This window comes from Immundisolibacter sp., from assembly GCF_014359565.1.
Lineage (GTDB): Bacteria > Pseudomonadota > Gammaproteobacteria > Immundisolibacterales > Immundisolibacteraceae > Immundisolibacter.
Map to the genome: position 1 here is coordinate 199,932 of NZ_JACIZD010000001.1, position 21,342 is coordinate 221,273.

23 protein-coding genes are annotated in these 21,342 nt (G+C 67.8%); 11 read left to right on the forward strand and 12 right to left on the reverse strand.

Annotation, left to right across the window (positions count from 1 at the left end):
• Positions 1-16: 16 nt before the first annotated feature.
• Positions 17-2,299, reverse strand: a complete 2,283-nt coding sequence (gene clpA, locus H5U26_RS00950; RefSeq protein ID WP_290615730.1) for an ATP-dependent Clp protease ATP-binding subunit ClpA — start codon at positions 2,297-2,299, stop codon at positions 17-19.
• 1 nt (position 2,300) lies between these two features.
• Positions 2,301-2,621 carry an ATP-dependent Clp protease adapter ClpS gene (gene clpS, locus H5U26_RS00955; RefSeq protein WP_323759353.1) on the reverse strand — a complete coding sequence of 107 codons (321 nt, stop codon included), beginning with the start codon at positions 2,619-2,621 and terminating at the stop codon, positions 2,301-2,303.
• A 258-nt stretch (positions 2,622-2,879) separates the two neighbouring features.
• Between clpS and H5U26_RS00960 the strand changes: the two genes are divergently transcribed.
• Both H5U26_RS00960 and argF read left to right on the forward strand, forming a co-directional pair.
• On the forward strand, positions 2,880-4,043 hold the full coding sequence (locus tag H5U26_RS00960; protein WP_290615732.1) for an aspartate aminotransferase family protein: 1,164 nt from the start codon (positions 2,880-2,882) through the stop codon (positions 4,041-4,043).
• 11 nt (positions 4,044-4,054) lie between these two features.
• Positions 4,055-4,957, forward strand: a complete 903-nt coding sequence (gene argF, locus H5U26_RS00965; protein ID WP_290615734.1) for an ornithine carbamoyltransferase — start codon at positions 4,055-4,057, stop codon at positions 4,955-4,957.
• A 99-nt stretch (positions 4,958-5,056) separates the two neighbouring features.
• Here the strand turns inward: argF and moaC are convergent, their stop codons facing one another.
• On the reverse strand, positions 5,057-5,548 hold the full coding sequence (gene moaC / locus H5U26_RS00970) for a cyclic pyranopterin monophosphate synthase MoaC (RefSeq protein ID WP_290615736.1): 492 nt from the start codon (positions 5,546-5,548) through the stop codon (positions 5,057-5,059).
• Positions 5,541-6,050 carry a molybdopterin-binding protein gene (locus H5U26_RS00975; protein ID WP_290615738.1) on the reverse strand — a complete coding sequence of 170 codons (510 nt, stop codon included), beginning with the start codon at positions 6,048-6,050 and terminating at the stop codon, positions 5,541-5,543. The genes moaC and H5U26_RS00975 overlap by 8 nt, the downstream gene beginning before the upstream one ends.
• A gap of 66 nt (positions 6,051-6,116) precedes the next feature.
• On the opposite strand from H5U26_RS00975, the gene H5U26_RS00980 reads away from it, so the two are divergent.
• Positions 6,117-6,350 carry a MoaD/ThiS family protein gene (locus tag H5U26_RS00980; RefSeq protein ID WP_068804285.1) on the forward strand — a complete coding sequence of 78 codons (234 nt, stop codon included), beginning with the start codon at positions 6,117-6,119 and terminating at the stop codon, positions 6,348-6,350.
• Position 6,351: 1 nt separating this feature from the next.
• Entirely contained in the window at positions 6,352-6,792 is a 441-nt protein-coding gene (locus H5U26_RS00985; RefSeq protein WP_290615740.1) for a molybdenum cofactor biosynthesis protein MoaE, read from the forward strand.
• Between the two features lie 14 nt (positions 6,793-6,806).
• On the opposite strand, the gene ppa is transcribed toward H5U26_RS00985, so the two are convergent.
• The 3 genes from ppa to H5U26_RS01000 all read right to left on the reverse strand — a co-directional run bounded on the left by ppa (position 6,807) and on the right by H5U26_RS01000 (position 10,889).
• Positions 6,807-7,355: an inorganic diphosphatase gene (gene ppa, locus H5U26_RS00990; RefSeq protein ID WP_290615742.1), complete on the reverse strand. Its 549-nt coding sequence runs from the start codon at positions 7,353-7,355 to the stop codon at positions 6,807-6,809.
• 150 nt (positions 7,356-7,505) lie between these two features.
• A complete protein-coding gene (locus H5U26_RS00995) occupies positions 7,506-9,539 on the reverse strand; it encodes a sodium-translocating pyrophosphatase (protein WP_290615744.1) in 2,034 nt (677 codons plus the stop codon).
• 99 nt (positions 9,540-9,638) lie between these two features.
• Complete coding sequence (locus H5U26_RS01000; protein ID WP_290615746.1) at positions 9,639-10,889, reverse strand: 6-phosphofructokinase; 1,251 nt, start codon at positions 10,887-10,889, stop codon at positions 9,639-9,641.
• A gap of 160 nt (positions 10,890-11,049) precedes the next feature.
• Here H5U26_RS01000 and H5U26_RS01005 point away from each other — a divergent pair, with 160 nt between their 5' ends.
• Genes H5U26_RS01005 through aroE form a run of 3 tightly spaced genes read left to right on the forward strand, consistent with a single transcriptional unit; the run spans position 11,050 to position 13,520 of the window.
• Complete coding sequence (locus tag H5U26_RS01005) at positions 11,050-11,700, forward strand: adenylate kinase (protein ID WP_290615748.1); 651 nt, start codon at positions 11,050-11,052, stop codon at positions 11,698-11,700.
• A gap of 7 nt (positions 11,701-11,707) precedes the next feature.
• Positions 11,708-12,706: a porphobilinogen synthase gene (hemB, locus tag H5U26_RS01010; protein WP_290615750.1), complete on the forward strand. Its 999-nt coding sequence runs from the start codon at positions 11,708-11,710 to the stop codon at positions 12,704-12,706.
• A 1-nt stretch (position 12,707) separates the two neighbouring features.
• A complete protein-coding gene (aroE, locus tag H5U26_RS01015) occupies positions 12,708-13,520 on the forward strand; it encodes a shikimate dehydrogenase (RefSeq protein WP_290615752.1) in 813 nt (270 codons plus the stop codon).
• Between the two features lie 71 nt (positions 13,521-13,591).
• Here the strand turns inward: aroE and raiA are convergent, their stop codons facing one another.
• The gene (raiA, locus tag H5U26_RS01020; RefSeq protein WP_068804300.1) at positions 13,592-13,939 is read right to left on the reverse strand and encodes a ribosome-associated translation inhibitor RaiA; all 348 of its coding nucleotides are present in this window, start codon (positions 13,937-13,939) and stop codon (positions 13,592-13,594) included.
• Between the two features lie 174 nt (positions 13,940-14,113).
• Here raiA and H5U26_RS01025 point away from each other — a divergent pair, with 174 nt between their 5' ends.
• From H5U26_RS01025 to H5U26_RS01040, 4 genes are read left to right on the forward strand one after another with little or no spacing between them, the layout of a single operon-like run.
• Positions 14,114-14,782, forward strand: coding sequence for a CoA pyrophosphatase (locus tag H5U26_RS01025; RefSeq protein ID WP_290615755.1), 669 nt, complete (start codon positions 14,114-14,116; stop codon positions 14,780-14,782).
• On the forward strand, positions 14,769-15,752 hold the full coding sequence (locus H5U26_RS01030) for a helical backbone metal receptor (protein ID WP_290615757.1): 984 nt from the start codon (positions 14,769-14,771) through the stop codon (positions 15,750-15,752). The genes H5U26_RS01025 and H5U26_RS01030 overlap by 14 nt, the downstream gene beginning before the upstream one ends.
• A gap of 1 nt (position 15,753) precedes the next feature.
• Positions 15,754-17,103 carry a glutathione-disulfide reductase gene (gor, locus tag H5U26_RS01035; RefSeq protein ID WP_290615759.1) on the forward strand — a complete coding sequence of 450 codons (1,350 nt, stop codon included), beginning with the start codon at positions 15,754-15,756 and terminating at the stop codon, positions 17,101-17,103.
• 2 nt (positions 17,104-17,105) lie between these two features.
• Positions 17,106-17,636 carry a gamma carbonic anhydrase family protein gene (locus H5U26_RS01040; RefSeq protein ID WP_290615761.1) on the forward strand — a complete coding sequence of 177 codons (531 nt, stop codon included), beginning with the start codon at positions 17,106-17,108 and terminating at the stop codon, positions 17,634-17,636.
• 210 nt (positions 17,637-17,846) lie between these two features.
• On the opposite strand, the gene phoU is transcribed toward H5U26_RS01040, so the two are convergent.
• The 4 genes from phoU to pstC are packed head-to-tail and all read right to left on the reverse strand — an operon-like array spanning position 17,847 to position 21,276.
• Entirely contained in the window at positions 17,847-18,590 is a 744-nt protein-coding gene (gene phoU, locus H5U26_RS01045; protein WP_290615763.1) for a phosphate signaling complex protein PhoU, read from the reverse strand.
• A gap of 15 nt (positions 18,591-18,605) precedes the next feature.
• Positions 18,606-19,418, reverse strand: a complete 813-nt coding sequence (gene pstB / locus H5U26_RS01050) for a phosphate ABC transporter ATP-binding protein PstB (protein WP_290615765.1) — start codon at positions 19,416-19,418, stop codon at positions 18,606-18,608.
• Positions 19,419-19,429: 11 nt separating this feature from the next.
• Complete coding sequence (pstA, locus tag H5U26_RS01055; protein WP_366055870.1) at positions 19,430-20,353, reverse strand: phosphate ABC transporter permease PstA; 924 nt, start codon at positions 20,351-20,353, stop codon at positions 19,430-19,432.
• Positions 20,350-21,276 (reverse strand): phosphate ABC transporter permease subunit PstC, encoded by a 927-nt coding sequence (pstC, locus tag H5U26_RS01060; RefSeq protein ID WP_290615769.1) that lies wholly within the window; start codon positions 21,274-21,276, stop codon positions 20,350-20,352. The genes pstA and pstC overlap by 4 nt, the downstream gene beginning before the upstream one ends.
• Positions 21,277-21,342 lie beyond the last annotated feature (66 nt).

Below are 21,342 nucleotides of genomic sequence, written 5' to 3' on the forward strand. Positions count from 1 at the left end.
CCGGCGCCGAACGTCGCTAGGCTTCCTCTTCCGCAACCCGCGCCGGGCGGGCCGGCGCCGGCTCGCACTCAATTTTCAGCTCGCCGTCCACGCAGCCGACGCTCACCAGGCCGCCGTGGACCAGCTTGCCGAACAGCAACTCGTCCGCCAGAGCCCGGCGAATCTTGTCCTGTATCAGTCGCGCCATGGGACGGGCGCCCATCTTGGCGTCGTAGCCGTGCTCGGCCAGCCAGGCGCGGGCATCCTCGTCCACCTCGATGGTCACGCGGCGGCCTTCGAGCTGGCTCTCCAGTTCGACGATGAACTTGTCCACCACGCTGGAAATGGTCTCCGGGGTCAGGCCGCGGAAACGCACTACCCCATCCAGGCGATTGCGGAACTCCGGCGTGAACAGACGGTTGATGGCTTCCATGTCGTCGCTGCTGTGGTCCTGCTTGGTGAAGCCGACCGAGGCACGCGCGGTCATTTCGGCGCCGGCATTGGTGGTCATGATGATCACCACGTTACGGAAATCCGCCTTGCGGCCGTTGTTGTCGGTCAGCGCGCCATGATCCATGACCTGCAGCAGCAGGTTGAACACGTCCGGGTGAGCCTTTTCGATCTCGTCCAGCAGCAGCACGGCATGCGGATGCTTGTTGATGGCTTCGGTCAGCAGGCCGCCCTGGTCGAAACCGACGTAGCCCGGCGGCGCACCGATCAGGCGCGAGACGGTATGCCGCTCCATGTACTCGGACATGTCGAAGCGGATCAGCTCGATACCTAGCGCCAGCGCCAGCTGACGGCTCAGCTCGGTCTTGCCGACGCCGGTCGGGCCGGCGAACAGGAACGAGCCGATCGGCCGCGTCTGCGGGCCAAGACCCGAGCGTGCCATCTTGATGGCGGCAGTCAGGGTGTCGATGGCCTCGTCCTGGCCGAACACGGTCATCTTCAGATTCCGGTCCAGCGTGCGCAACTTCTCCATGTCGGTGCTGGAAACCTGCTTGGGCGGAATGCGGGCGATGCGCGCCACCACCTGCTCGACGTCGCCAACGCCGATGACCTTCTTGCGCTTGCTCGGCGGCAGCACCCGCTGCGCCGCGCCGGCCTCATCGATGACGTCGATGGCCTTGTCCGGCAGGAAGCGCTCGTTGATGTAACGCGCCGACAATTCGGCCGCTGCCGACAGCGCGGCGTTGGTGTAGCGCACGTTGTGATGCTGTTCGTACTGCGTGCGCAGGCCGCGCAGGATCTGCACCGTCTCGGGCACGCTCGGCTCGCCGACGTCGATTTTCTGAAAGCGCCTGGACAGCGCCCGGTCCTTCTCGAAGATGCCGCGGTATTCCTGATAGGTGGTGGAACCGATGCACTTGAGCTCGCCCGACGCCAGCACCGGCTTGATCAGGTTGGATGCATCCATCACGCCACCGGAGGCCGCGCCGGCACCGATGATGGTGTGGATCTCGTCGATGAACAGGATCGATCCGGGGTCTTTCGACAGATCCTTGAGCACGGTTTTCAGGCGCTTCTCGAAATCGCCGCGGTACTTGGTGCCGGCCAGCAGGGCGCCCATGTCCAGGGAATACACGGTGCACTCGGCGAGCGCATCCGGCACCTCATGGTCCACGATGCGCTTGGCCAGACCCTCGGCCAGCGCGGTCTTGCCGACGCCCGCCTCACCCACGAACAGCGGGTTGTTCTTGCGCCGCCGGCACAGGATCTTCATGGTCCGTTCGATCTCGTCGGCACGGCCGATCAGCGGGTCGATGCGGCCCTGACGCGCCTGCTCGTTCAGGTTGACCGCGAACTTGTCCAGCGCCGACTTGGCGCCCCCATCGCCCTGCGCTTCGTCTTCCGGGCTGGCAGGGGACTCGTTTTCTTCGCCTTCGTTCACTTTGGATATGCCGTGTGCAATGTAATTGACCACGTCCAGCCGGCTGATGCCCTGCTTGCCCAGCAGGAACACGGCATGCGACTCCTTTTCGCTGAAAATCGCCACCAGCACGTTGGCGCCGGTGACTTCGCGCTTGCCCGAGGCCTGCACGTGGAACATCGAGCGCTGCAGCACGCGCTGGAAACCGATGGTCGGCTGCACGTCGCGTTCGTCGCCTTCCGGCAGCAGCGGCGTGTTCTTGTCGATGAAGGCGCCAAGTTCCCGGCGCAGGCGTTCGATGTCGGCGCCGCAGGCGCGCAGCACCGACGCCGCCGAGGGGCTGTCGAGCAGCATTTGCAGCAAATGCTCGACGGTCATGAATTCCTGCCGCTTCTCGCGCGCCTGGCGGAAGGCCTGGTTCAGGGTGAATTCGAGTTCGTGACTGAGCATGTCAGGCTACTTCCATATCGCATTGCAGGGGATGTTCGTTCTCGCGTGAGTACTGCACAACCTGTGCCACCTTGGTCTCCGCAATCTCGCGTGTATAGACACCGCAGACGCCCTTGCCGCGGGTGTGTACGTGCAGCATCACCTGCGTGGCGCGCTCGCGGTCCAGGCCGAAGAAGCGCTCCAGCACGTGCACCACAAACTCCATCGGCGTGTAATCGTCATTGAGCAACACCACCTTATACAGCGGTGGCTGGGCCACTTTGGGCTTGGCTTCGCGGACGTCCAGTGCGCCGTCGTTGCCGCGTCGTTCCCCGTTACTCATTCGCAATCACTGCCACGTTTTGCAGCGGATGGCGCCGCTACGCTGGTATCGCCCCGGCTGCGCCGCCGGCACGGCGGCACGTTTCGAAAATGGGCTTCGATGCAATGCTGAAGTCGCGCCCGCCCCTTGTCAACACAGCGTTTGGAAGCCTTTGTCAAGCAAAATATGGTGCTAGACTTTTGGTTTATCAAGGCAGCCGCTTCGTCGGCTGTTTTTGCTTTTCGGGGTAGAGAAATGTCTGGCCAGGATGCGGCCCTGATGGCCACCTATGCGCGCCAGCCGGTAGCGTTCGCGCGCGGCGCCGGCGTGTGGTTGTGGGACACCCACGGCGAACGCTATCTGGACGCTCTGTCCGGCATTGCGGTGTGCGGGCTCGGTCACGCCCATCCGGAAGTGGCGCGGGCCATCGCCGAGCAGGCCGCCACTTTGGTGCATACCTCAAACCTCTACCAGGTGCCGCTTCAGGCACGACTGGCCGAGCGCCTGACTGCGCTGGCCGGAATGCAGCAGGCATTCTTCTGCAATTCCGGCGCCGAGGCCAACGAGGCGGCGATCAAGATCGCCCGCAAATATGGCCACGGGCGCGGCATTGCCGTGCCGACCATCGTGGTGGCCGACGGCAGTTTCCACGGCCGCACCCTGGCCACGCTCAGCGCCACCGGCAACCGCAAGGTGCAGGCCGGCTTCGAGCCGCTGGTGCAGGGTTTCACGCGGGTGCCGTACGACGACCTGGACGCACTGCGCCGAGTGGCCGAGCACCAGCGCGAGGTGGTGGCGGTGCTGCTCGAGCCAGTGCAGGGCGAAGGCGGCATCCGTCTACCGTCGGCCGACTATCTGGCCGGCGTGCGCGCCCTGTGCGATCAGCACGACTGGCTGCTGATGCTGGACGAAATCCAGACCGGCATGGCGCGCAGCGGCCGCTGGTTTGCCTTTCAGCACACCGGCATCAGGCCGGATGTGATGACGCTGGCCAAGAGCCTGGGCAACGGTGTGCCGATCGGTGCCTGCCTGGCCGGCGGCAAGGCCACCGACGTGCTGCAAGCGGGCAATCACGGCAGCACCTTTGGCGGCAACCCGCTGGCCTGCCGGGCGGCGCTGACCACGCTCGAGATCACCGAGCGCGAGGGGCTGGCGCGGCGCGCCGAGCAGCTGGGGGCGTATTTGCTTCAGGCGCTGCGCCAGCGGCTGGCCGCCTGCCGGGGGGTGGTCGAGGTGCGTGGCCTGGGGCTGCTGATCGGCATCGAGCTGGACCGGCCGTGCGCCACCCTGGTGCAACGGGCGATTGAAAAACGCCTGCTGATCAACGTCACCGCCGAACGGGTGGTGCGCCTGCTGCCGCCGCTGGTGATGAGCGACAACGAGGCCGAGCTGCTGCTGGACACCCTGTGCCCGCTGATCGCCGATTTCTGCGCTGGAGATTGAGAAGCTTCGCCATGGCCGCACGGCATTTCCTGACCCTGACCGACCTGACGCCGGCCGAGCTGGCCAGGTTGATGACGCGCGCCGCCGAGCTGAAGGCCGCCCACCGCCGCGGCGAGCGCGCCACGCCCTACGCCGGCAAGGTGCTGGCCATGCTGTTCGAGAAGTCCTCGACCCGCACCCGGGCCTCGTTCGAGGCCGCCTGGACGCACCTTGGCGGACACACCATGTTCCTGTCGCCGCGCGACATCCAGCTCGGTCGCGGCGAGACGGTCGAGGACTCGGCCCGCGTGCTCTCGCGCATGGTGGACGTGCTGGTGGTGCGTACCTTCAGCCATGAGCGCCTGGAGCTGTTCGCCGCACACTCGGCGGTACCGGTGATCAACGCCCTGACCGACCGTTTCCACCCCTGCCAGCTGCTGGCCGACATCCTGACCTGGATCGAACGCCACGGCGACATCCGCGGGCGCACGGCGGCCTTCGTGGGCGATGGCAACAACGTCTGCCATTCGTGGATGGAAGCGGCGCGGCTGTTTGGCTTTCGCCTGCGCGTGGCAACGCCCGACGGCTACCGGCCAGACCCCGAGCTGCAGGCCCCCTACGCCGACTGCGTGCAGGTGCTGGATGACCCGGCCGCCGCCGTGGCCGGTGCCGACGCCGTCATCACCGACGTGTGGGCCAGCATGGGCCAGGAAGACGAGGCCGCCGCGCGCGTACAGGCGTTTTCGGGTTTCCAGGTGAATGCGGCGTTGATGGCGCAGGCGGCGCCGGGGGCGATCTTCATGCACTGCCTGCCGGCACACCGCGGCGAGGAGGTCAGCGCCGACGTGATCGACGGCCCGCAAAGCGTGGTCTGGGACGAGGCGGAAAACCGCCTGCACGCGCAAAAGGCGTTGCTGGAACTGCTGCTGGGTTGAGGACCCGCTGAAGTATTCAGCGGGTCCCGCAGCGCAGGGACGCGCTGCTGAGAAATCCTGGAGGGATTTATTTAGCGCTTCCTTGAGACGCCCGCCGCCCTATTCGTCCGCCGCATCCACCCGGCGCCAGACCCCGGACTTGCCGCCGCGCTTCTCGAGCAGGCCGATGTCGGTCAGGGTCATGCCCCGATCGACCGCCTTGCACATGTCGTAGATCGTCAGCAGCGCGATCTGCACCGCCGTGAGGGCTTCCATCTCGACGCCCGTCTGCCCGCCGGTGCGTACCCGTGCGCGGCAGACCACTGAGGGCGGCGCATCCTGCAGCTCGAAGTCGATGCTGACGGCGGTCAGCGGCAGCGGATGGCACAGCGGGATCAGCTCGGCGGTGCGCTTGGCGGCCATGATGCCGGCGACGCGGGCAATACCCAGCACGTCGCCTTTCTTGTGATCGCCGGCCCGAATCCGCGCCAGCGTGTCCGCCTGCATCAGGATGCGCCCGCCGGCCACCGCCTCGCGCTGGGTGACCGGCTTGTCGCCGACGTCGACCATGTGCGCCTCGCCACGCCGATTGAAGTGCGTGAGCTCACTCATCGGCGAGCAAGCCTGCCAGGCTGCAGGGGCGCGTGGTGGTGTCCAGCTGCGGGATGACCAGCCGCTGCATGGCCAGCCGGCTGCCGTTTGCCGAACCCGGCAGCAGGAACAGCAGCTTGCCCGCGGCCAGCCCAGCGCAGGCGCGCGACAGCATGCCGGAGCTGCCGACATCTTCCAGCGACAGCACCTGGAACAGCACTGCGAAGCCAGGAATGTCGTGCTCGATCAGCGGCGCCGCCGCTTCGGGCATGCAATCGCCGATCCCGGTGCCGCCGTTTGAAATCACCACGTCGGTGGCCGGGTCGGCCAGCCAAGCGCGCAGGAATTCGCGCATGACCGGGGCGTCGCCGTGGCGGATGGCCGATGCCGCTACGCGGTGGCCGGCCGCGATCAGCTGCGCGCGGATCAGGTCGCCGGTGCTGTCATCGGCGCCAGTGCGGCGGTTGGAGTAGGTGAGGACCGCCACGCGCAGGCTGCGCGGGGTATCGCTGGCTTTGCTCATGACAGGACGAACGCGATCGGTGAGCGGGTCGCTATTATGGTGTGCCCTGCCCCGGACGTTTCGACCATGACCATCCAAGTGCGCTTTTTTGCCAGTCTGCGCGAGGCGCTCGGCCGCGATGGCGCCGACATCGCCCTGCCGGCCGGCGCCCGGATTGCGGACGTATGGTGCGCGGTGACGGGCACCCAGGCCTTGCCGGCCGGCATCCTGTGCGCGGTCAATCACGATTACGCCGCCCCGGATGCGGCGGTGCGCGACGGCGATGAAGTGGCCTTTTTCCCGCCGGTCACCGGAGGCTGAGGTGAGCGTCGAGCTGGTCGCAGGAGTGTTCGATCCGTGGGCGCGCCTGGCCGCCCGGCAGGCGGCCCGCACCGCCGCAGACAGCGGCGCCTGCGCGGTGTTCGTCGGCACCATGCGCGATTTCAACGCCGGCGACAGCGTGCGCGCCATGACGCTCGAACACTACCCGGGTATGACCGAGCGGGCGCTGGCCGGCATCGCCGACGAAGCACGCGCCCGTTGGTCGGTGAACGAGCTGCTGATCGTGCATCGCGTGGGGCCGATCGAGCCTGGCGATGCCATCGTGCTGACCGCCGCCTGGTCGGCGCACCGCGAGGCGGCATTCGCCGCCTGTCGCTACCTGATCGAGGAGCTCAAGCACCGGGCGCCATTCTGGAAAAAGGAAGCCCTGGCCGACGGCAGCAGTCGCTGGGTGGCGCGCAATACCCCGGCCGCGGGCTGACGCGCTCGAGCGAATCAGCTTCGAGCGTCGCCGGGGGCGTTCTGGTAACGCTGCAAGGCCTCGATGATGAGGGCCTTTGCCGCCGCCGCGTCGTCCCAGCCGTCCAGCTTCACCCACTTGCCTTTCTCCAAGTCCTTGTAGTGCTCGAAGAAATGGCCGATGCGCTCCAGCCAGTGCGGCGAAACCTGGGCGATGTCGTGAATGTGCGCGTAGCCGGCAAACACCTTGTCGTCGGGCACCGCCAGAATCTTCTCGTCCCCGCCGGCCTCGTCGGTCATGCGCAGCACGCCCACCGGCCGGCAGCGGATCACGGAGCCGGGAATCAGCGTCAGCGGCAGGATCACCAGCACGTCGGCCGGATCCCCATCGCCGCACACGGTGTGCGGGATGTAGCCGTAGTTGCACGGGTAGCGCATGGGCGTGGACAGGATGCGGTCGACGAAGATCGCACCGGATGTCTTGTCGACCTCGTACTTGACCGGCTCGGAATCCTTGGGGATTTCGATGATGACGTTGATGTTGTGCGGCAAATTGCCGCCGGCAGGGACCAGATCCAGGCCCATTGCGTGCTCCTTGCAAGTAGCGGGGAAGTGTCGAAGGGATGCAAGGATACTGGCGCGACGGCTACGATGCCGCGTCTGGCTGCCTGAAATGAAAACGCCCTCGCCCCCAATGGAGGGGCCAGGGCGCGTCAAGACACCCTGGCTGTTGGCCTACAGCAACGGCACCAGCAGCAGGGCCACGATGTTGATGATCTTGATCAGCGGGTTAATGGCCGGACCGGCGGTGTCCTTGTAGGGATCGCCCACGGTGTCGCCGGTGACGGCCGCCTTGTGGGTTTCCGAACCCTTGCCGCCGTAGTGGCCTTCCTCGACGTACTTCTTGGCGTTGTCCCAGGCGCCGCCGCCGGTGCACATCGAGATGGCCACGAAAAGACCGGTCACGATGGTGCCGATCAGCAGACCGCCCAGGGCCTTCACGCCGGCACCGGGTCCCATCAGATAGTTCATGCCAAAGCCGACCAGCACCGGTACCAGGATCGGCAGCAGTGACGGCACGATCATTTCCTTGATGGCGGCCTTGGTCAGCATGTCCACCGCCCTTGAGTAATCCGGCTTGCCGGTGCCCTCCATGATGCCGGGGATTTCCTTGAACTGGCGGCGCACTTCCACCACCACCGAACCGGCCGCGCGGCCGACCGCTTCCATCGCCATGGCGCCGAACAGGTACGGCACCAGGCCGCCGATGAACAGGCCGATGATCACCGCCGGATCCGACAGGCTGAACGCCTGCAGCTTGCCGATCGCCTCAAGGTTGGCCGTGTAGTCGGCAAACAGCACCAGCGCCGCCAGACCGGCCGAGCCGATGGCGTAGCCCTTGGTCACCGCCTTGGTGGTGTTGCCGACAGCATCCAGCGCGTCGGTGATGGTGCGCACGTTGCCGGGCAGGCCGGCCATCTCGGCGATGCCGCCGCCGTTGTCGGTGATAGGGCCGTAGGCATCGAGCGCCACGATCATGCCGGTCATCGACAGCATGGCGGTGGCGGCAATGGCGATGCCATACAGGCCGCCCAGCTGGTACGAGGCGCCGATGGCCGCGCACACGGCCAGCACCGGCAAGGCCGTGGAGCGCATCGACACCGCAAGACCCGCAATCACGTTGGTGCCGTGACCGGTCTGCGAGGCCGCGGCAATGCCGCGCACCGGCCCGTATTCGGTCGCCGTGTAGTACTCGGTGATGACCACCATGGCGGCGGTCAGCGCCAGACCGATCAGGGAGCAGTAGTAAAGACTCATCGCCTGCTCGCCCAGCAGCGCGGTGGAGATCGGATAAAACGCCGCGGCGGCGAGCACACCGGACACGGCCACGCCCCGGTACAGCGCGTTCATGATCTTGCCGCCGTCGCTGACCTTGACGAAGAAGGTTCCGGCGACCGAGGCGACGATGGAAACGGCGCCCAGCAGCAGCGGGTACAGGACGGCGTTCACGCCCAGCGCCTGCATGGTCAGGCCCGCCAGCAGCATGGTGGCCACCAGTGTCACGGCGTAGGTCTCGAACAGATCCGCCGCCATGCCGGCGCAGTCGCCGACGTTGTCACCGACGTTGTCGGCAATCACCGCCGGGTTGCGCGGATCATCCTCGGGGATGCCGGCCTCGACCTTGCCCACCAGGTCGGCGCCCACGTCCGCGCCCTTGGTGAAGATGCCGCCGCCCAGACGGGCGAAAATCGAGATCAGCGAGCCGCCGAAGGCCAGGCCCACCAGCGAATGCAGCGCGTGGTCCGCGTCCGTGACCTGCAGCATGGCCAGGTAGTAGCCGGCCACACCCAGCAGGCCCAGGCCGACCACCAGCATGCCGGTGATGGCGCCGCCGCGAAACGCCACCTGCAGCGCCGGATTGAGGCCGATGCTGGCGGCATGCGCCGTGCGCACATTGGCGCGCACCGATACGTTCATGCCGATGTAGCCGGTCAGCCCGGACAGCACCGCACCGACCGCGAAACCGCCCGCCGTCGGCCAGTTCAGGGCCAGGCCCAGTACCGCGAACAGCACCACGCCGACCACCGCAATGGTCGTGTACTGGCGGTTCAGGTAGGCCTGCGCGCCGGCCTGGATGGCGGCGGCGATCTCCTGCATGCGCGCATTGCCGGCCGGTTGCGCGATGATCCAGCGCACGGCCAGCAGGCCGTAGACGATGGCCACTGCGCCCGCCGCGATAGCGAGCCACAGAGCAAGGTCGATGGTCATGAAATCTCCCCTTGAAGTTCTGCGGTCAATCAGCCGCCCCAAAGCACATCCGACCACACCGAACACGACGTGATCGATCGTACGTTAATGGGCGCGGAATTATAGCTTGAAGTCCGTGGCGAGCCGGCGCACGACCGGCGCATTGGCAAGCCGCACATACTGGGGCAAGCCGTCGGCGTAGGGCGGATACGCCTCGCCCACGATCAGCGGTGCCAGATAACGACGGCAGGCATCGGTGATGCCAAATCCGTCGTCGCCGATGAACTCGGCCGGCAGCAGGCGTTCCTGATTGGCGAGCGCCGCCAGCGACGCGCTGGCGATATCCCAGCGGTAGGGTTGATCGGCCAGGCGTCGGATCACCGGCGCCACCCCACTGTCACCGGCGAGCGCCATTTCAACCGCGGCGCGGCCGATGGCGTAGGCCTGTTCGATGTCCACGGCGCTGGCCAGATGGCGGGCCGAGCGCTGCAGATAGTCGGCCACCGCCCAGTGCGTCTTGAAGCCGAGCTGTTGCGTGACCAGCTGCGCCACGGCCGGCCCGGCGCCGCCAAGCTGATGATGGCCGAAGGCATCCACGGTGCCGGCCTCGGCCAGAAAATGGCCATCGGCATCCCGCACACCTTCCGAGGCCACCACGGAGCAGTAGCCATGGCGGGCCACGGTATCCCTGACGCGTGCCAGAAAACGCCCGGCATCGAAGGCGACTTCCGGAAACAGGATCGCCTGCGGCCCGTCTTCGCCGGCCAGGCCGCCGGCGGCGGCGATCCAGCCGGCGTGACGCCCCATGACCTCGAGCACGAACACCTGCGTCGAGGTGGTCGCCATGGCGGCCAGATCGCGCGTCGCCTCGCGGATCGACACCGCCACGTATTTGGCAACCGAGCCGAAGCCCGGGCAGCAGTCGGTGACCGGCAGGTCGTTGTCCACTGTTTTGGGAATGCCGATGACCTTGAGCGGGTAGCCGTGCGCCTGGCTGTAGCGCCACAGCTTGAGTGCCGTATCCATGGAATCGCCGCCGCCGTTGTAGAAGAAATAGCCGATATCGTGGGCGTCGAAAACCTCCAGCAGGCGCCGGTAATGGCGATCGTCCTGGGCCGGATCGGGCAGCTTGTAGCGGCAGGATCCGAACGCTCCGCCGGGGGTGTGACGCAGCGCGGCAATGTTCGCCGCCGGCTCCAGGGAGGTGTCGATAAGGTCCTCGGTGAGCGCCCCGACGATGCCGTGGCGGGCGGCATACAGGGCGCCGATGGCCCCGCTGTGCGCCCGCACCGTCTCCACGACGGCGGCGGCAGTGACGTTGATGGCGGCGGTGACCCCACCGGACTGCGCGTACAAGGCGTTTTTGCTCATCGTTTGATCCTCGGTGCAACGGACATCGTCATTCTGCCCGGCGCCCGTCAAAACGGTTTGACGGCATACCGGCGATCGCTTAGGTTTGCCGCCGGTCGGGCGGCGATCCGCCCCTGCCCGCTGCCCCCACATCACACCAATCGTCAAGGATTTTCAACACATGCGAGTCGTCATGCTCGGCGCCCCCGGGTCCGGCAAGGGCACACAGGCCAAGCGACTGGTCCAGGCCTATGGCGCCCCGCAACTGTCCACCGGCGACCTGCTGCGCGCCGCGGTCAAGGCCGCCAGCCCGATCGGCCTGAAGGCCAAGGCCGCCATGGAAGCCGGCAAGCTGGTGTCGGACGACATCGTGCTGGGCCTGATCGAGGAGGCGCTGGACGGCCCGCACGCACTGCACGACTTCATCCTGGATGGCTTTCCGCGCAACCTGGCGCAGGCCGAGGCGCTCGGCGCGCTGCTCGACAGGCTGGGCCTGCCGCTGCAGGCGGCCATCCTGATCGATGTCAGCGCCGAGGAACTGAAACGGCGCATCGCCGGCCGGCGTACCTGCCGCAACTGCGGCGCCATCTACAACGTCTACACCGCCCCGTCGGCGACCGAGGGCGTGTGCGATCTGTGCGACGGCGAAACCTACCAGCGCAGCGACGACAACGAGACCACGGTCGCGCAGCGCCTGGCCACCTACGAAGCCGAAACGGCGCCCTTGATCGGCTATTACCGCGACCGCGGCCTGCTGCACAGCGTGCCCGGCGAGCAGCCGGTGGATGCCATCTTCGCGGCGCTGCGCGCCATCGTCGACAGCCTTGCCTGATCCGCACGTGAGCGAACGCAATTACCCCGCAACCCGGCTGCGCCGCCTGCGCCGGCATGGCTTTCTGCGCGAACTGGTGCGCGAGACGCGCCTGGCGCCGGCCGATCTCATCTACCCGGTGTTCGTGCTGGACGGCAGCGGGCGGCGCGAGCCGGTCGCGTCCATGCCGGGCGTCGAGCGGCGCAGCATCGACCTGCTGGTCGAGCACGCACGCGCGGCGGCCGATCTGGGAATTCCGGCGCTGGCACTGTTTCCGGTCATCGATCCGGCCCGCAAGTCCGCGGACGCAGCCGAGGCCTGGAACCCGGACGGGCTGGTGCCGCGCGCCGTGCAGGCGCTCAAGTCCGCCCTGCCACAGCTTGGCGTGATCACCGACGTGGCGCTCGATCCGTACACCTCGCACGGCCAGGATGGCCTGATCGACGGCGAGGGTTACGTGCAAAACGACCTCACCGTCGCGGCGCTGGTGCGCCAGGCGGTATGTCAGGCCCGCGCCGGGGCCGACGTGGTGGCCCCATCCGACATGATGGACGGGCGCATCGGCGCCATCCGCAAGGCGCTCGAGCGCGAGGGGCTGGTCAACACCGCCATCCTCGCCTACTCGGCCAAGTACGCGTCGGCCTTCTACGGGCCGTTTCGGGACGCCGTCGGTTCGGCGGCCAATCTGGGCGGCGCCGGCAAGCACGGCTACCAGATGGACTGCGGCAACGGCGACGAGGCCCTGCACGAGGTGGCGCAGGACCTGGCCGAAGGCGCCGACATGGTGATGATCAAGCCCGGCCTGCCGTACCTGGACATCGTGCGGCGGGTGAAGGAGCGTTTCGGCGTGCCGACCTTCGTCTATCAGGTCAGCGGCGAGTACGCCATGCTCAAGGCCGCTGCGCAGAACGGCTGGCTGGACGAGCGCGCGGTGGTGCTGGAGACACTGCTGGCCTGCCGGCGCGCCGGCGCCGACGGCATCCTGAGCTACTTCGCCCTCGACGCCGCCGGCTACCTGCAGGGCTGACATGGACCGCTACGCCGTGTTCGGCCACCCGGTCGGCCACAGCAAATCGCCGCAGATTCACGCCGCGTTTGCCGCCCAGACCGGGCAGAGCCTCAGCTACGAGGCGATCGATGCGCCGCCCAATGGCTTCGCCGCGGCGCTGCGGGGCTTCGTCGACCAGGGCGGGCGCGGCTGCAATGTGACGGTGCCGTTCAAGGACGAGGCCTATCGCCTGGCGGACCGCTGCGATGCGCTGGCCCGGCAGGCGCAGGCCGCCAACACGCTGCGGGTCGAGCCGGGCGGCCGGCTGGCCGGCTTCAACACCGACGGCGTCGGCCTGCTGCGCGACCTGACGCAGAACCTCGGTCTCGCGCTCGCCGGCCAGCGCGTGCTGCTGGTCGGTGCCGGCGGTGCTGCGGCCGGCATCGTCGGCCCGCTGCTGGCCGCAGGCATTGCCGAACTGGTGATCGTGAACCGCACGCCGCAGCGGGCCGGCGACCTTGCACGACGCTTCGCCGCCCACGGACCGGTCCGCGCCTCGGCCCTGCAGGCGCCCGGCAGCGGTTTCGATCTGGTCCTGAACGCCACCGCCGCCGGTCTTGACGGCCGGGCACCCGATTTGCCTGTGGCCGTGTTCAGCCCGGAAACGGTCGCCTACGACCTTGTTTACGGCCCCGCCGCCGGGCCGTTTCTGGCGCTCGCCCGGCAGGCCGGGGCAGGTGCCTGCCACGACGGCCTCGGTATGCTGGTTGAGCAGGCGGCGGAAGCCTTCTGGCTGTGGCGGGGTGTGCGCCCCGCCACAGCGCCAGTCATCGCCGCCTTGCGCGGCGTCTGAGGAACCTCCCAAACTGGTTTTAGTTGGCCTGGTTGCTCGGCGCACCCGCCAAAAGCGGTAGACGCCCGCCCTCAGCCTTCGGCCACCGCAGCACCGTTGGGGCCGTGGTGATCCTGCGTGCGGTCCATATGCTCGCGCAGCTGCCGCGCGGCGGCGTCGAAAGCGTCGCGCAGCGCGACATACAGGTCCTCGTTGGGCTCGCGCTTGACCACCAGTTCCGCGCCCGGCACGGTCAGGTCGATGTGCACGTTGTACAGCACGCCCTTGTGGTGGTGCTTGTGCGGGCATTCGATCACCACCCGGCAGGCCATGATCCGGTCACTGAACTGGTCGAGTTTCTCGGCCTTCTTGCGCACGGCCGTTTCGATGGCCTCGGTCAGCTCGATATCGCGGGCGGTGATCTGAAGCGGTAAACGCATGGAGTTCTCCTTGGAAATGACTTCGACAGGGCGGCGCCGCGGTTTCCCCATCCACAAGGCACGCGCCGGTTTTCAATCTACGCCCTGCCCACGACATCGGCAAACGCATCGCCGCCGCGTTGACAGGGCACCCCGTAGCAGGGGTAAGGTGCCTCTTTTTCTTGCATTCTGGCCATGATCAGCCTCAGTTCACTGTCCCCACCGTCGCTGCGGGAACGGCTGCTCGCCGCCTTGAGCGGCCCGCTGCCGGGGCGCAGCGGTCAGGCACGCATGGCACCGGCACCCTACCTCGGCAGCATGGATGAGCGCTGGCTGGCCATCCCGCAGGATCACCGCGAGGCCGCCGTGCTGCTGCTGCTGTACCCGGGTGCGGGCGGCCACCCGGCGCTGGCGTTGATCCGCCGCCCTGACTATGACGGCCCGCACAGCGGCCAGGTAGCCCTGCCGGGCGGCCGGCGCGAGGGCGACGAGGCGCTGGCGCACACGGCGCTGCGCGAAACCCAGGAGGAACTGGGCGTCGACCCGGCCGCGCTGGATCTGCTCGGCGCGCTCTCGCCCCTGTATGTGCGGGCCAGCAACCATCTGGTCTATCCGTTCGTGGCCAGCGCGGCGACGCGGCCTGATTTCGTGCCCTGCGCGCGCGAGGTGGCGGCCGTCATCGAGACCCCGCTCGAGCGGCTGCTGAACCCACGTTACCGCGGCTTCGAGGTGGTGCGCTTCGAGTCGCTGGGCCGCGTGCGCGTGCCGTATTTCGCGCTGCCGGGCACGCGCATCTGGGGCGCCACCGGCATGATCCTTGGGGAATTTCTGACCATGCTGGAGCAGACGGATGACGCCGCCTGAGGTCGCCAGCGCCTGCATCAATGCCTGTCAGGTGGCGGCCGATGCCTGCAGCGGCTGCGGCCGGCGCCTGGACGACATCGCCGCCTGGTCGGGCGCCGGCAGTGGCGAGCGGATCGGCATCCTCCTGCAGGCCGCGCGCCGGCTGGCCGATGGCGCGCCACGGCCCTGGCCGCGGCGCGTACGCGACGGAATCGGCAACGAACTGCTGCTGGCCGGCCCGCCGCAGCGCATCGTCTCGCTGGTGCCCTCGCAGACCGAGTTGCTGTTCGATCTGGGCGCCGGCGAGCGGGTGGTCGGGGTAACGAAGTTCTGCGTGCGCCCGGATGCGGCGCGCGCGGGCCGACGCCGCGTCGGCGGCACCAAGACTCCCGACATCGCGCGCATCCGGGCGCTGGCCCCGGACCTGGTGCTGGCCAACCGAGAGGAGAATCGCGCCCAGGACGTGGCCGCCATTGCCACCTTCGCGCCGGTGTACGTGACCGAGGCCAACAGCGTGGCGCAGGCGCTGGCCATGACCCGCGCGGTGGGCTTTGCACTTGGCGCCGAAGCCGCGGCGGCGCGCCTCGCAGCCGACATCGAAGCGGCTTTCGGTGAGCTGCCGCGGCTGGACGGCCTGCGCTGCGCGTACCTGATCTGGCGCCGGCCGTGGATGGTTGCCGGTGGCGGCAGCTTCATCGACGATGTGTTGCGGCGCCTGGGTCTTGCCAACGTGTTCGCGGATCGCCCGCGGTACCCGGAAGTGACGGCCGCGGACCTGGCCGCCGCCGCGCCGGACGTGGTGCTGCTGTCGTCGGAGCCGTATCCGTTCAAGCCGGCGCATGCGCAGGAACTGGCGGACGTGTTGCCGCAGGCGCGCATGCTGCCGGTCGACGGCGAGATGTTCTGCTGGCCGGGCAGTCGCCTGCTGGCGGCGGCCGGGTATTTTCGTGAACTGTTGCCGCGCCTTGCCGGCAGTGCAGGGGTGCAATGACATGGTGAGCGAAAGCTTCGACTATCTGGTGATCGGTGGCGGCAGCGGCGGCATCGCCTCCGCACGGCGGGCCGCGCAGTACAGCGCACGTGTGGCGGTGGTGGAAGCGGCCCGCCTGGGCGGCACCTGCGTCAACGTCGGCTGCGTGCCCAAGAAGGTCATGTGGAACGCCGCCGGCATTGCCGAGACGCTGCACCTGGCGGCCGACTACGGATTTGCGGTGGACGGCTTGCGCCTGGACTGGCCGCGGCTGGTGCAGGCCCGTAACGCCTACGTGGCGCGGCTCAACGGCATCTACAAGGACCTGCTCGACGGCTCCAAGGTCACGCTGCTGCGCGGCCACGCCCGCTTTGCCGGCCCGGACGCCGTCACCGTGGACGACTCCACCTACAGCGCCCGGCACATCCTGATCGCCGCCGGCGGCCGGCCGATGGTGCCGGACCTGCCAGGCGCCGGGCTTGGCATCGACAGTGACGGCTTTTTCGCGCTCACCGAGCAGCCGCGTCGGGTGGTGGTGATCGGCGCCGGCTACATCGCCGTGGAACTGGCCAGCGTGCTGCGGGCGCTGGGCAGCGAGGTGGCGCTCGCCATCCGCGGCCAGACGGTGCTGCGCAGCTTCGACACGCTGGTCCAGGAAGCCGTCACCGGACACCTGGAAGCCGCCGACGTCGCCGTGCAGCGGGGTTTCGTGCCGGCCGGCATCGAACGCCGCGATGATGGGCTGGCCGTGCTGGCGGCCGACGGACGGTCGCTGGCCGGCTACGACTGCGTGCTGTGGGCAGTCGGCCGTGCGCCGTGCAGCGACGCGCTGGCCCTGGAACGCACCGGCGTGCAGGTGGACGCGGACGGCCACATCCCGGTCGATGCCTTCCAGGACACCAACGTGCCCGGCATCCACGCCGTGGGCGACATCACCGGCCGGGCACCGCTGACGCCGGTGGCCATCGCCGCCGGGCGGCGGCTGGCCGATCGCCTGTTCGGCGGCCAGGCCGAGCGCCGGCTCGATTACGACAACATCCCGTCGGTGGTGTTCGGCCACCCGCCGGTCGGCAGTGTTGGGCTGACGGAAGCCCAGGCCCGCGCCGCGCACGGCGATGCGGTGCGCATCTATACCACGCGCTTCACCGACATGTACTACGCGCTGGGCAGCCACCGGCCGCAGACGGTCGCCAAGCTGGTGTGCGTGGGTTCCGACGAGCGGGTGGTCGGCGTGCACGTGGTCGGGCGCGGTGCGGACGAGATGACGCAGGGCTTTGCCGTCGCAGTCAAGATGGGTGCTCGCAAGCGCGATCTGGACGACACCGTGGCCATTCACCCGACCGCCAGCGAAGAGCTGGTCCTGATGAGGTAAGCATGAACCTGCGCAGTTTCGGCGGACATACGCCGCGCCTTGGCGCGCGCGCCTGGGTGGACCCGGCGGCACTGGCGATCGGCAACGTGGAGCTGGACGACGACGTGTCCGTGTGGCCGTTTTCGGTCCTGCGCGGGGACGTGAACCGCATCCGCATCGGCGCGCGCACCAACATTCAGGACGGCTCGGTGCTGCACGTGAACCAGCCGACGCCGGGCAAGCCGGCCGGCGATCCGCTGACCGTCGGCGCCGATGTGACCATCGGCCACAAGGTGATTCTGCACGGCTGCACCATCGAGGACCGCTGCCTGGTCGGCATGGGCTCGCTGGTGATGGACGGCGCGCTGCTGCGCAGCGGCGTGCTGCTGGCGGCAGGCTCCCTGGTGTCGCCCGGCAAGGAGCTGTACGGCGGCTGGCTGTGGGCCGGCCGGCCAGCCAAGCCGGTGCGCGAGCTGCGGCCCGAGGAGCTGGAGTTTTTTGTCCACTCGGCGGCGCACTACGCCGAGCTCAAGGACGCCTATCGGGCTGGCTGACGCGCGGTTTCGGCGGGAGCGGCCTCAGCGGCGAATCCTGAAGCTGCGTGTGGGAGGCCCGCCCTCGGGCCGAATGCACGATTCCGGAATTCGCGGCGAGGGCGCGGCTCCCACAAGGGCGCGTGTACCAACCCCAATAAGTCGCCGGCACGTGCGCGGGGCCGTGGAATCTCTCCCACAACCGGCCTGCCGACTGTCGTCGGTGGCGGTTCAGGCCGTCGGTGGCTGCTCTGACACGGTGCCCTGCACCTGGCGCTCGCGCTCCTCGATGCTGACGTGGCGCACGTCCTTGCCCTGCACCAGGTAGATCACGTACTCGGCGATGTTCTTGGAGTGATCGCCGATGCGTTCCAGGGCGCGTGCCGCCCAGATCAGGTTCAGTGCCCAGGTGATGGTGCGCGGGTCTTCCATCATGTAGGTCATGAGTTGGCGCAGGATGGCCTCGTATTCCTTGTCGACCGCCAGATCCTCGCGCTCGACTTCCAGCGCCGCGGCCACGTCCATGCGGGCGAAGGCGTCCAGCGCCTTGTTCAGCAGCCGGCGCGCCAGATCGCCCATGTGACGCATGGTCGGCCGCGAGCGACCGGGCTCGACATTGGCCAGTTCCAGCACCGTGCGCGCCACCCGCTCGGCCTGATCGCCGATGCGCTCCAGGTCGGTCACGGTCTTGATGACGGCAAAGATCAGCCGCAGGTCACCCGCGGCCGGCTGGCGGCGCGCCAGAATGCGGCTGCATTCCTCGTCCAGGTTCAGTTCGAGCGCGTTCACCTGCAGGTCGCCGCCGACCACCGAGGCGGCCAGCTGCGTGTCGCCCTCTTCCAGCGCGGTGATGGCGTCGGCGATCTGCCGCTCGACCACGCCGCCCATGTGCAGCACGTGGCTGCGCAGGTTCTCCAGGTCCTGGTTGTACTGCTGCGAGATGTGGTGGCCGATGTCGTCCTTGCCCAGTGTCATGGCAGTGTCCCCGCGTCAGCCGTAACGGCCGGTGATGTAGTCTTCCGTCCGCTTTGACTTCGGATTGGTGAAGATCAGGTTGGTGTCGCCGAACTCCACCAGCTCGCCCAGATACATGAAGGCCGTGTAGTCTGACACGCGCGCCGCCTGCTGCATGTTATGCGTCACGATCAGGATCGTGACCTTGTCCTTGAGGCGGTGGATCAGCTCCTCGATGTTGGCCGTGGCGATCGGGTCCAGCGCCGAGGTCGGCTCGTCGAACAGCATCAGTTCCGGCTCGGTGGCCAGCGCGCGGGCAATGCACAGGCGCTGCTGCTGGCCGCCGGACAGGTTGAAGGCCATGTCGTCCAGCCGGTCGCTGACCTCTTCCCACAGCGAGGCATCGCGCAGGGCCATTTCCACTTTTTCTGCCATGACGCGCTGGCTGCGCTCGCCCCGCACGCGCAGGCCATAGGCCACGTTCTCGAAAATGGATTTGGGGAACGGATTGGGCTTCTGGAACACCATGCCGATGCGCATGCGCACCTCGATCGGGTCCACCGACCGGTCCAGGACGTTGACCCCATCCGGCTGGAACACGATCTGCCCGCGGTAGCGGCTGCCGTCGTACAGGTCGTGCATGCGGTTGAAGCAGCGCAGGAAAGTCGACTTGCCGCAGCCGGAGGGGCCGATCAGGGCCGTCACGCGGTTGGCGGCCACCGGCATGCTGACGCGCTTGAGCGCCTGCAGTTCGCCGTAGAAGAAATCCAGTTCGCGCGCCTCGGCTTTCAACGGCGGCATCGCTGTGTCCGTCGCCTGCTTGGCGGTCATGCCGGCCGACATATCCATGCCGTTTTCCCTCACCATTTGATTCGTTTGCGGTAGCGCACGCGCAGCCAGATGGCGGCGGCGTTCATCACGAGCGTCATCACCACCAGTATCACGCCGGCGGCGGCGGCGTTTTCCTGGAACGCCGCCTGCGGGCGCGACAGCCAGTTGAACATCTGTATCGGCATCACCGTGAACGGCGAGCGCAGCCATTCGAAGGACAGGAACGGGAACTCGCCGCTCACGGGCGCCGGCGGCAGGAAGGCGATGAAGGTGAGGGCGCCGATGGTGATGACCGGTGCCGTCTCGCCGATGGCCCGCGCCAGGCCGATGATCACGCCGGTCAGGATACCGCCCGTCGAGTACGGCACCACGTGGTCGCGCACCGTCTGCCAGCGCGTGGCACCCAGCGCGTAGGCACCCTCGCGGATGATGCCCGGGATGGCGCGAATCGCCTCGCGGGTCGACACGATGATCACCGGCAGGATCAGCAGCGCCAGCGTCAAGCCGGCCGACAGGATGCTCTGCCCGAAACCGAGCCCGTACACGAACAGGCTAAGCGCCAGCAGGCCGTAGACGATCGACGGCACGCCGGCCAGATTGGTGACATTGACCTCGATGATCTCGGTCACCCAGTTGCGCCCGGCGTACTCCTCCAGATACACGCCGGCGGCGATACCCAGCGGAATCGCCGCCAGGGCCGTGACCAGCATGACCAGGCTGGAGCCCACAATCGCGCTCAGAATGCCGGCCTGCTCTGCCCGTCGCGATGGAAAGTGGCTGAAGAACTGCCAGTTCAGCCGGCCAGCACCGTCCTGGATCAATCCGACCAGCAGCAGCGCCAGCGTCAGCACGCCGACCATCATGCACAGCAGGCCGGCAATGACGAACACCTTGTCCCATTGCTTGCCGCGCGCCACCAGGCGGCGCACGGCCTGCGCGTCGTATGCCATCAGTAGGCCTCCCGGAAACGCTTGCGCACCACGTGCCCGAGCACGTTGAAGAACAGGGTCAGCAGCACCAGCACCAGGCCGACGGCGAAGATGCTCTGGTATTCGAGGCTGCCATGTGGCAGGTCGCCCAGCGCCACCTGCACGATGAAGGCCGTGATGGTGGCACCCGACTCGCGCGGGTCGAAGGTGAAATTCGGCTGCTGGCCGGCGGCGACTGCCACCACCATGGTTTCGCCCACCGCCCGCGAAATGCCCAGGATATAGGCCGCCACCACGCCGGAAGTCGCCGCCGGCATCACCACCTTCAGCGCGGTCTGCAGACGCGTGGCGCCCATAGCGTAGGAACCCTCGCGCATGTGCATGGGCACCGCGCGCATGGCGTCCTCGGCCACCGAACTGACGTAGGGGATGATCATGATGCCCATCACCAGACCCGGCCCCAGCATGTTGAAACCAGGCAGGTCGGGCATGAACCACTGCAGGGCCGGTGTCACCATCAGCAGCGCGAAGTAGCCGAATACCACGGTGGGAATGCCGGCCAGCAGTTCCAGTACCGGCTTGACCGTTTCGCGCACGCGGTGACTGGCAAATTCACTCAGATAAATCGCCGTCACGGTCCCGATCGGCACCGCCAGCAGCAGCGCCACGCCGGTGGTGGTCAGCGTACCCGCCAGCAGTGGCGCAACGCCAAAGTGCTTGTCGGTGAACATGATGGTCCACTGCGTGTCGGTCAGGAAATCCTTCAGCGGCACATGCTGGAAGAAGGCCTGCGACTCGTAGAGCAGGATGCCGACGATGGCTACCGTCACCGCCACTGCCGAGAATGCTGCCAGGAACAGGACCGACTCGATTATCCGTTCGCCCCAATGACGCAGTGCATTGTGGGCGAAACGGCCGGAACGGCTGTTGGTGGGCGCGGTGTTCACACTGGCTGACCGGAGAAGATATGACGGATTTTCGGGGTGGCGAACTTTAACTCAAGCACCTGCGGC